General features: G+C 72.2%; 8 protein-coding genes. 3 read left to right on the plus strand and 5 right to left on the minus strand.

What is annotated here, in order from left to right; all coding sequences use genetic code 11:
- Positions 1-252 precede the first annotated feature (252 nt).
- From AB0H43_RS29930 to AB0H43_RS29940, 3 genes are read left to right on the plus strand one after another with little or no spacing between them, the layout of a single operon-like run.
- Complete coding sequence (locus tag AB0H43_RS29930; RefSeq protein ID WP_360004820.1) at positions 253-1,281, plus strand: MoxR family ATPase; 1,029 nt, start codon at positions 253-255, stop codon at positions 1,279-1,281.
- Between the two features lie 4 nt (positions 1,282-1,285).
- Entirely contained in the window at positions 1,286-2,590 is a 1,305-nt protein-coding gene (locus AB0H43_RS29935; RefSeq protein WP_360004744.1) for a DUF58 domain-containing protein, read from the plus strand.
- Between the two features lie 22 nt (positions 2,591-2,612).
- Positions 2,613-5,063, plus strand: coding sequence for a DUF3488 and transglutaminase-like domain-containing protein (locus AB0H43_RS29940; RefSeq protein ID WP_360004746.1), 2,451 nt, complete (start codon positions 2,613-2,615; stop codon positions 5,061-5,063).
- A gap of 167 nt (positions 5,064-5,230) precedes the next feature.
- Here the strand turns inward: AB0H43_RS29940 and AB0H43_RS29945 are convergent, their stop codons facing one another.
- The 5 genes from AB0H43_RS29945 to AB0H43_RS29965 form a co-directional block, all read right to left on the minus strand.
- A complete protein-coding gene (locus AB0H43_RS29945; RefSeq protein ID WP_360004748.1) occupies positions 5,231-5,626 on the minus strand; it encodes a DUF3040 domain-containing protein in 396 nt (131 codons plus the stop codon).
- Positions 5,627-5,756: 130 nt separating this feature from the next.
- The gene (locus AB0H43_RS29950; protein WP_360004750.1) at positions 5,757-7,049 is read right to left on the minus strand and encodes a DNA polymerase IV; all 1,293 of its coding nucleotides are present in this window, start codon (positions 7,047-7,049) and stop codon (positions 5,757-5,759) included.
- Positions 7,050-7,082: 33 nt separating this feature from the next.
- The gene (locus tag AB0H43_RS29955) at positions 7,083-8,231 is read right to left on the minus strand and encodes a nucleotide pyrophosphatase/phosphodiesterase family protein (RefSeq protein ID WP_360004752.1); all 1,149 of its coding nucleotides are present in this window, start codon (positions 8,229-8,231) and stop codon (positions 7,083-7,085) included.
- A 70-nt stretch (positions 8,232-8,301) separates the two neighbouring features.
- Positions 8,302-9,018 carry a methyltransferase domain-containing protein gene (locus tag AB0H43_RS29960; protein ID WP_360004822.1) on the minus strand — a complete coding sequence of 239 codons (717 nt, stop codon included), beginning with the start codon at positions 9,016-9,018 and terminating at the stop codon, positions 8,302-8,304.
- Between the two features lie 84 nt (positions 9,019-9,102).
- Positions 9,103-9,831 carry a PASTA domain-containing protein gene (locus tag AB0H43_RS29965; protein WP_360004754.1) on the minus strand — a complete coding sequence of 243 codons (729 nt, stop codon included), beginning with the start codon at positions 9,829-9,831 and terminating at the stop codon, positions 9,103-9,105.
- Positions 9,832-9,958: the final 127 nt, after the last annotated feature.

Below are 9,958 nucleotides of genomic sequence, written 5' to 3' on the forward strand. Positions count from 1 at the left end.
TAGCTGCGTCAGCACGGCTCGCTAAGGAGCTCGAAAGTCCGGCCCATGCACCGCAGTGTACCGCCGCGTGCGAGGTAGCGTCGAACCGGTAGCGCGCTTTGTTGCCGGGAGCAAGTAACTCGGGGAGACTTCTCCCACACTGAGAGCCGCCTCGCCGACGGCGGGCCTGCAACCCACAGGCGGGGCATGGGCGTCTAACAGACGCACCGGAGGTCACGATCTTGAGGAGGCCCGTTGACCACCCGTAACCCCCTGACGCCTGGGTCGTGGGACGGCGGCCGCGAGGAGCTCAACCCAGCTCTGCCGGCCGAGGAGTTCCAGTCGGCGGCGGACGCCATCGTCGCCAACATCGAGCAGGTCATCGAGGGCAAGACGGCCACCGTCCGGCTCGCCCTCGCGGTGCTGCTGGCGGAGGGCCACCTGCTGATCGAGGACGTCCCCGGCGTCGGCAAGACCAAGCTCGCCAAGGCGCTCGCCCGGTCGATCGACTGTTCCGTGCGGCGCATCCAGTTCACCCCCGACCTGCTGCCCAGCGACGTCACCGGGGTGAACGTCTACAACCAGGAGAACCACGACTTCGAGTTCAAGCCGGGCGCGGTCTTCGCCAACCTGGTCGTCGGCGACGAGATCAACCGGGCCTCGCCGAAGACCCAGTCCGCGCTGCTCGAGTGCATGGAGGAGCGGCAGGTCACCGTCGACGGCGTCACCTACCCGCTCCAGACCCCGTTCATGGTCATCGCCACCCAGAACCCGATCGAGATGGAGGGGACCTATCCGCTGCCCGAGGCGCAGCGCGACCGGTTCACCGCCCGGATCGCCATGGGCTACCCCGACGCCAACGCCGAGCTGGCGATGCTCGACGTGCACTCGGCTCAGGACCCGCTGGAGGACCTGGTCGCCGTCTCCGACGCCGCCCGCGTCCGCGAGATGATCGCCACCGTACGCGCGGTGCACGTCTCCGAGGCGGTCAAGAACTACGCGATCGCCCTCGTGACGGCCACCCGCGAGTCGGGCGACCTGCGCCTGGGCGCTTCGCCGCGGGCGACCCTGCAACTGCTGCGGACGGCGAAGGCGATCGCCGCCCTGGACGGGCGCGACTACGTGCTGCCCGACGACCTTCAGGCGCTCGCGGTGCCCGTCCTGGCGCACCGGATCATCCCGACCGCCGACGCCCAGCTCTCTCGGCGTACCACTGATGCCATCGTCTCGGACCTGGTGCATCGCCTGCCGGTGCCGAGCGAGCGGCGGCAGGGCACGCAGGCCTTCGAGCGGAGGCGATGACGCCGTGCGCGAGGCGCTGAGCGGCCTGACCACCCGGGGGCGAGCGTTCTTCGCCGCGGCGGCCGCCGCCGCGCTCGCGTCCCTGATCCTCGGCGAGCGCGACCTCATGCGCGTGGCCGCGCTGCTGGCCGTGCTTCCCTTGCTGGCCGCCGCGTACGTGGGCCGATCGCGGTACAAGTTGTCCTGCACGCGTTCCGTCGAGCCGCACCGCGTGCCGGTGGGCTCCCGGTCGCGGGTGGTCCTCCGGCTCGCGAACATGTCCCGGCTGCCCACCGGGACGCTGCTGCTGGAGGACCGGCTGCCGTACGCGCTCGGCAGCCGGCCGCGGCTCGTGCTGGAACGGCTCGGCGCGGGCCAGGCGAGTTCGGTCGCCTACACGGTTCCGGCCGACACCCGCGGCCGGTACGAGGTCGGCCCGCTCGCCATCCGCATGACCGACCCGTTCGGGCTGTGCGAACTGACCCGCACCTTCCCGAGCACCGACCATCTGGTGGTGATCCCGCAGGTCGTGCCGCTTCCCTCGGTACGCCTCGCGGGCGAGTTCGCGGGTTCGGGCGACTCGCGGGCGCGCTCGGTGTCGGTGCACGGTGAGGACGACGCGGCGACCCGGGAGTACCGCCACGGCGACGACCTGCGGCGGGTGCACTGGCGCTCGACCGCGCGCGTCGGCGAGCTGATGGTTCGCCGCGAGGAGCAGCCCTGGGAGAGCCGGGCGACGATCCTGCTCGACACCCGGGCGGTCGCGCATCGGGGCGAGGGACCGACGGCGAGCTTCGAGTGGGCCGTGTCCGCCGCCGCCAGCATCGCGATGCACCTCCGCGACGCCGGGTACCGCATCCGCCTGGTCTCCGACGTCGACATAGACGTCGACGCGCACGACGCCGCCGGCGAGGCGCACCTGATGGACCGGCTGGCCGAAGTGAAGACCAGTAACCGGAGCACGCTGGCCGCCCTGGTCGAGCACTGCCGGCGACGGTCCGACGGCGGCCTTGTCATCGCCATCCTGGGCCAGATCGGCGAAGCGGAGACGCAGATCCTGGCCGGTCTGCGGGCCAGCGGCACCACCTGCGTGGCGTTCGCGATCGACGCCTCGACCTGGCTCAACCTGCCGCCCGAGGCCCGTGCCACCGCCGACCGCGAACGGGCGGCCACCGCCCTCGCCCTGCTGCACAACGGCTGGCGAGTGGTGGGCGCGGAGCACGGCGCCAAGCTCGCCGCGCTCTGGCCGCACGCCGGCCGCGGCTCGGCCGGATTCGCCTGGCGAGCCGCGCTCGCCGAGACCGCCCTGCCCACGACGGGCCGCCGATGACCGCAGAAAGGCTGGTGCTCTCGTGACCAACCGTCGTCACCTCGGCTTCGTCGCCGCGGCGGCCACCCTGCTCGCGGCCACGCCGCTCGCGGGCATCTTCCAGTCGTGGACCTGGATGATCGAATCGGCGTTCGCCGTCGGGGTCATCGCCGCGACGGCAGCAGGGGTACGCGCACTGCGCGGTCGCGCGGCCGCTCAGGGGTTCGGCATGCTCGCCGCGCTGGTGATCATCCTGACCCTGCTGTTCTCCAACGGGCACTCCCTGATCGGGATCATCCCGACCCCGGACACGGTCAAATACTTCGCGTCGCTGCTGTCCACGGCCGGTACGCAGATCCGGGACAACGGCGTACCCGTGCCCGATCTGGACGGGCTGCTGTTCCTGACGGTCTTCGGCATCGGCCTGGTCGCGATCATCAACGACCTGCTGACGGTGGCGATGCGGCGGCCGGCCCTGACCGGTCTGCCGATGCTGGCCATCTACGCCGTGCCGGTCGCCGTCTACCCCGACTCCGTCGCGATCATCCCGTTCGTCTTCGCCGCGGCCGCCTACCTGTGGCTGCTGGTCAGCGACAACGTCGACCGCGTACGCCGATTCGGCCGCCGGTTCACCGGGGAGGGCCGCGACGTCGACGTGTGGGAGCCGTCCCCGCTCGCCTCGGCCGGGCGCCGGCTGGGCGTCGTCGGCGTGGTGGTGGCGATCGTGATCCCACTGCTCATCCCGCAACTCAGCTCCAGCTTCTTCGACCAGTTCGGCGGCAACGGCGACGGCGGCTCCGGCAAGGGCAACGGCCGGGGCGGTCTGACGAGCAACCTGTTCGCCGACCTGAGCGGCCGGTTGAACCAGAAGGACATCGTCGACCTCGTCAAGGTCACCACGACCGACGCCAACCCCTACTACCTGCGGTTCGGGGTGGCCGATGAGCTGAGCGCGGGCGGCTTCGGCACCCGGGTGCCCAACGGCACCACCATGGGCAACCCGCTGCCCGATCCGTACCAGCGGCCGTCGTTCGGCGTGACGCGGGAGAAGTACACGGCCAAGGTCGAGGTGTCCAAGACCTTCGACATGCCGCTGCTGCCCGTGTACGCCGAACCGGTGCAGACCCGCAAGATCGGCTCGGACTGGTCCTACGACCAGAACATGCAGGTCATCTTCTCGCTGCGGTCCCGCTCCGGCGGACGGAGCTACGACTTCGACTACGTCCGCTCGACCTACACCCCGCAAGAGCTCAACGAGGCCCCCGAGCTGTCCGCCGAGAACGCGATGCGACGGCAGTTCACCGCGGTGCCCCTGGTCGCCGAGGTTCGCAAGAAGGTCGACGAGCTGACGAAGAACGCGAAGACGCCGTACGAGAAGGTGCGCGCGATCTACGACTTCTTCTCCTCGAAGAACGGCTTCAAGTACAGCCTCGAGGTGCCGGAAGGCACGTCCGGGCAGAAGATCGTCGACTTCCTGAACAACAAGACCGGCTTCTGCGAGCAGTACGCCGCCGCGATGGCATGGCTCGTGCGTACGGCGGGCATCCCGGCCCGGGTCGCATTCGGCTTCGCCCGGGGCAACAACGTGCACGTCGCGAACGGGCAGTACACGTTCACGCTGACCAACCGCAACCTGCACGCCTGGACCGAGGTCTACTTCCAGGGCTTCGGCTGGGTGCCGTTCGACGCGACACCGAGCACCTACGTCGCCGGCTCGGTCGCCTCCGCCTGGGCGCCGGACCCCAACCAGACCACCGGGCCGACGGCGAACCCGTCGTTCAGCGCGGGGCCGGGCGGGGACCCCGGTGACGACCTGCCGAACCGTGGCCTGGGCGCCAACGACCCCGACGCCCAGCTCGGCGCGGACGGTCAACCGATCGAGCAGGCCCCGATGTGGCCCTGGTACCTGCTCGGCGCGGTCGTGGCGCTCGCGCTGCTGCTCAGCGTGCCCGGCGTACGCCGCCGGGTGCTCCGAACACGCCGATCCCGATCCGACGGCACATCCTCGCAAGCCCTGGACGTCGCCCCGGCCGGGACGATGGTCGTCATCTCCGACACCAGCGCCGACCACGCCCGCTCACTGGCCCACGACGCCTGGGACGAGCTACTCGACACGCTGGTCGACTACCGGGTGCCGGCCGACCCATCGGAAACCCCGCGCGCGGTGGCGCGGCGACTCATCGCCGAACAAGACCTCGACGCGGCGGCCGCCGACGGGGCCCAACGGCTCGGGCTCGCCGAAGAACGAGCCCGATACGCCCGCAACCCGCTCGACCCGCAGGCGCTCCCGGACGCGCTCCGGCTCATCCGGCGACACCTCGCGAGCACCTCCGACCGGCGTACGCGCATCCTCGCGGTGCTCATGCCGCCGTCGGTGCTGGCCCGGTGGCGGGTCGGCACCCTGGAGGCGCTCAGCCGCGGCGTCCACCGGATGGGGCAGCTACGCGAGTTCCTGCTGCGGTTCAACCCGCGGCGGCTACTCGCCTCCCGCTGACCTCTCGGCCTCCTGGGCCAACGCGGCCCCTACGCGGCCCCCGCGGTCCTACGCGGGCTCGGCGCCTCCCGGTGCCGAGCCCGCTCCACCTCCCCGGCGGGGGCGGGGTGGGCGGGCATGCGAAAGCCCCCGTCAGGAGACGAGGGCTGGACGCGTAGGAGGAACGGTCAGAAACGGCCTTCGGGGCGATCCCGCCAGCGCTGCTCGAGGCGGCTGAGCAGGCCACCGGAGGAGCGAGCGCCTCCGCTGCGTACGCGTCGGGCGGCGGTGCCGTCGACCGCACGCAGCTCTCGATTGTGGGCACGGCGCTGGGATTGGATGGCGAAGGCGGCCGCGGCGAGCATCACCACGAAGCCGGCCACGCCGATCAGGGTGTTGCCGTCGATCGCACCCCAGACGACGAGAGCGAGCCCGGCGACGACCACCAGACCTGCGATGATCATGCGACGACGCGCGTGGAAACGCGGGTCGGTGCTGCGCACCGCCGAGGCGAACTTCGGGTCCTCGGCCAGCGAGCGCTCGATCTGCTCGAACAGACGCTGCTCGTGCTCGGAGAGCGGCACGGCACTCCTCCCCGGTGATCCCCGGGTCGACTCACACCGACGCCGGCCGACGGGGGCGATGCCACCTCCGTCAGGCGTCGAGCAGGGGTCGACGGACTCCCAGCAGCCAGGTGGCCGCTGTACCCCAAGTCTACGAGGCAGCGGAGCCGTCGGAAAGCGGGTCGAGTTCGTCGGGCACGGCGCGTTTGTCCGGATGCCTCCGGCGGTCCCCGGTTTTCAGCAGGCTCGCGGGCTTCACCGCGGCCCGCCCGAACCGGCTCGCCGCCGCGTCGACCGCTCGTTCCGCCTCGCGCCAGCCGCGCTCGGGCTCGCCCAACGCGAGCTGCCTAGCTGCGCCTTCGGCCCCGGCCAGGCCCTCGACGCGTACGCCGATGAGCCGGATGCGGTCGGTCGGCCCGAGCGTCCGGAAGAGCGCCCACGCGGTCTGGAAGATCTCCTGGGAGACGTCGGTGGCCACCGGCAGCGTCCGGGACCGGTTGATCGTCTTGAAGTCGGCGAACCGGACCTTGATCGCGATCGTCCGCCCGCTCTGGCCGGCCGCCCGCAGCCGCGCTCCGATCTGCCCGGACAGGCCCAGCATGGTCTGCTTGATCCGCTCGTGGTCGTCCACGTCGATGTCGAAGGTGGTCTCCGAGCCGACCGACTTCTCCTCGCGGCCGGTGGTCACCGGGCGGGGATCCCGTCCGGAGGCGAGTTCATGCAGGTGAGCGGCGGCCGCCTCGCCGACCGCCGAGCGCAGTAGGCCGATCGGGGCCTGGGCGACGTCGCCGACCGTCCGCAGGCCGAACCGCTGCAGCTGCTCGGCCGAGCGCTCGCCGACGCCCCAGAGGGTCGAGACCGGCAGCGGATGCAGGAACTCCAGCACCCGGGCCCGGGGCACGAGCAGCAGCCCGTCGGGCTTGGCGCGGGCCGAGCCGAGCTTGGCCAGGAACTTCGTCGGGGCGATCCCGATCGAGCAGGGCAGCTCCAGGTCGCGGGCGATCCGGGCACGCAGGTCGATCGCGATCTGCGCGGGCGGGCCGAGCAGCCGGCGGGCCCCGGCGACGTCGAGGAACGCCTCGTCGACGCTCAGCTGCTCGACCAGCGGCGTCACGTCGCGCAGGATGGCCATCACCGCCCGGGAGGCCTCCCCGTATGCCGTCGAGTCGGGCGGGATGAAGATCGCCTGGGGGCAGAGCGCCCGCGCCCGGCTGGTCGGCATGGCGCTGCGTACGCCGAAGGCCCGGGCCTCGTAGCTCGCTGAGGAGACGACGCCCCGGCCGCCGGTGCCGCCCACGACGACGGGCTTGCCACGCAACTCCGGATGGCGCCGCACCTCCACCGAGGCGAAGAACGCGTCCATGTCGACGTGCAGGATGGTGCAGCCGGTGTCGTCCCCGCCGGGACCGAAGTCCCGCTCCTCACGCCCGCGCTCGCGCCCCATGCCCGCAGGCTAGCGCCCGGGTCCGACACCGTCCTACAACACAGCGTGGACCAGCAGCGGAATCTCCATCTCGGTCCGCGTACGCGCGCCGTGCAGTCCGACCAGCTCCAGGATGCGGGCGGGCTCGTGGGCGCTGGCCTGGATCGACCAGTCCTCCCGGCAGACCACCACGAGGTCGCCGAGCCGTTCGGCGTGCGACGGCGGCATCGGGCCGTACCAGCCGGTCGCGATCGCCTCCTCGCGTACGCCGATCCAGGCGGCGTGGCCGGCGAGCGCCCGCCAAGCGGCGAGCACGTCCGGCAGCGCACCCGGTTCGGTATGCAGATAGCGGACGCGGGGTTCGCCCGCGACCGCCCGCAGCCCGGCGGACAACTCGGGGACGGAGTCCAGGTCGATGCGCCGGTCGAACGGCGAGACGAGGTGCCCGTGGTCGGCGGTGATCACCAGCGCGCCGCCCGGCGGCAGCTCCTCCTGGAGACGGCCCACGGCTTTGTCCACATCCGACATCGCCTGCTTCCACTCGGGCGAGCCCGCGCCGTGCTCGTGCGCCGCCCGGTCCACATCCGGCAGGTACGCGTACACGCACTGTGCCCCGGATCGCAGCGCGGTGGCGACACCGGCGACCATCTCGTCCGCGCCGGTGGCGCCGAGGTAACCCAGATTGCCGGTGCTCCGCCGGGTGAGCCCGGTCGCCTCGAAGAGCGGGCTGTTGACCACCGCGGTCGCCATCCCGTCGCCGCGTACGCGATCGAGCAGCGGCGTCACCGGCTGCCAGGTGTACGGATCCGGATCGTCCCGCCAGGCGATGTGGACGAGCACCTCGTCGGTGCCCGGCACGATCGTCGTGAACGCCAGTACGCCGTGCTCCCCCGACTTCGCCCCGGTGCCGAGGCTGATCAGGCTGGTCGGCGTGGTCGACGGAAATCCGCAGGTGATCGGCCGTCCGGTGGCGGCGAGCGCGGCCAGCGTGGGCGCCTGCTCGCGGCCTAGGGCGAGCTGATGCCAGCCCAGCCCGTCGAGGAGCAGCACGACGACCTGACGCACTCCGGGCAGGCGTCCGGCCAGGTTCAGCGGATCAGCGAGCCCGGGTACGCCCAACGCCGTCAACGCGCCGGGAAGCACGTCCCCGAGCCAGCCACCGGCGTAGTCCGGCGCGATCTCGTCCAGCGGAAAATCGCTCATGCGGTCACCGTCCGGCGGCCGGCGACCGCATGAGTCCACCTGAACCAACCGATGACCAGCCTCCGGCTGTTCATGCGCGCGCCAGGACGTGCAACTGCGTCGCGATGTCCCGGTACGGCGAGCGCCCGGCGGCGGCCAGCTCGAACTGGACGAGAGCCTCGGGATCGGCGTCGGCGATGGGACCCGAGACGAGGTCGGCGAGGACGCGTACGCCATGGATCTGCTCGACGGCCAGCCCGGCGCCGGACAGGACCGCGGAGATCTCCGCGGCGTCGTAGCGGCGGCGGACGCCGTCGAGCGCGCCGGGGGCGAGCAGTGACTCCGCTTCAGCGATCCGCCCCGACATGGCCTTGGCCAGCACCGCGGCCGCGCGGTTGGCGACGACGACGCTGACCGCGCCGCCCGGCCGGAGTGTGCGCGCCAGCGCGGCCGCCACTCGGGCCGGATCGTCGACGACCTCGAGCACGGCGTGGCAGAGGACGAGGTCGGCCGAGCCGGGCTCGATCAGGTCGGCCAGCCCGTCCGCGTCGCCCTGGATGGCGGTGAGCCGGGAGCTGAGGTTGGCGTCGGCCGCCCGCCGGATCGCCGCCGCGAGCGCGTCCGGGCTCGGATCGACCACAGTCACTCGATGGCCCGCTTCGGCCAGCGGCACCGCGAACCCGCCGGTCCCGCCACCGACGTCGATCACCCGCAGCTGCCGGCTGCCGGCCCGCTCCAGCTCGCCGCGCAGCACCGCCCAGATCACGGCGGTACGCGCGGAGCCGCTGCGGTGGTGAGTGCGTTCCATCGGGGCTGCCTCCATGGCCTCAGCATAGAAGGACCCCTGCCGAATCGGCCCGCCCCGCTCAAGGCACGGCGGTGATCATGAGGTTCAGCGCGCCGCCTCGACCACCACGGTCGTCCCCCACCGGCGGCGTACGCGCTCGGTCTGGTCGCGGCTGAACGTGCCCTGGACCACCACCGAGCAGCGAACTGCGTCGATGTAGGAGGTGTACGGGCCGAGCCCGGCGTCCTGCAGTTCGGCCTTGACCCCGCCGAGCTGGGCCAGGCTGTGGTCGCATCGCACGACCCGGTACGCCTGCTCCCCGGCGGCCGCCTCGATGCGCTCGTCCCAGGTCGCCTGGTCGGCGGTGGGACCCAAGGCCACCACGTACGCCTTCCGCGGGTCGCCGCCGTCCCAGCCCGCCCCGACGAACACGTCGGATCGGCTGGCGGCCAGGTCGGTGAGCGCCTTCGCGCCGGGATGCCCGTCGAACCCGCCGACGCTCGCCGGGTTCCCGGCGACCACGAGGACGACGACGTCACCGGCGCCCAGCCCGGCGCCCGCCTTGGGTTCGCTGAGGACGACCGTCCCGGCCTCGACGAGGACCTCCGGGGCGTACCGGACGACGGCGGCGAGCTTGCTCTCGGCCATCAGCTTGAGGGCGTACTGCGCCGGTTGTCCCTTCACGTCGGGGACGCGTACGCCGTCGGCCGGGGCGTCGGTCGGCCGGACCTGCGGCGCCGGCCCATTGGCCGCCTGTACGCCCGGCTCGGCGCAGCCACCGGCGGCCACCCCGACGGCGGCAACGAGTGCAGCGAACACGTATGACCGTCGCATCGGCGGTGTCCCTTCCTCCGGGTCCGCTGGATCAGGGTTGGACTCGCCGTGACCGTTCGGTGGGCGCGATGGGGAAGGTCAGGTGGACGACGCCGTCCGCGTATTCGCGGGTGACCTGATCGCCCGC

Source organism: Hamadaea sp. NPDC050747, assembly GCF_040654195.1.
Classification (GTDB): Bacteria; Actinomycetota; Actinomycetes; order Mycobacteriales; family Micromonosporaceae; genus Hamadaea.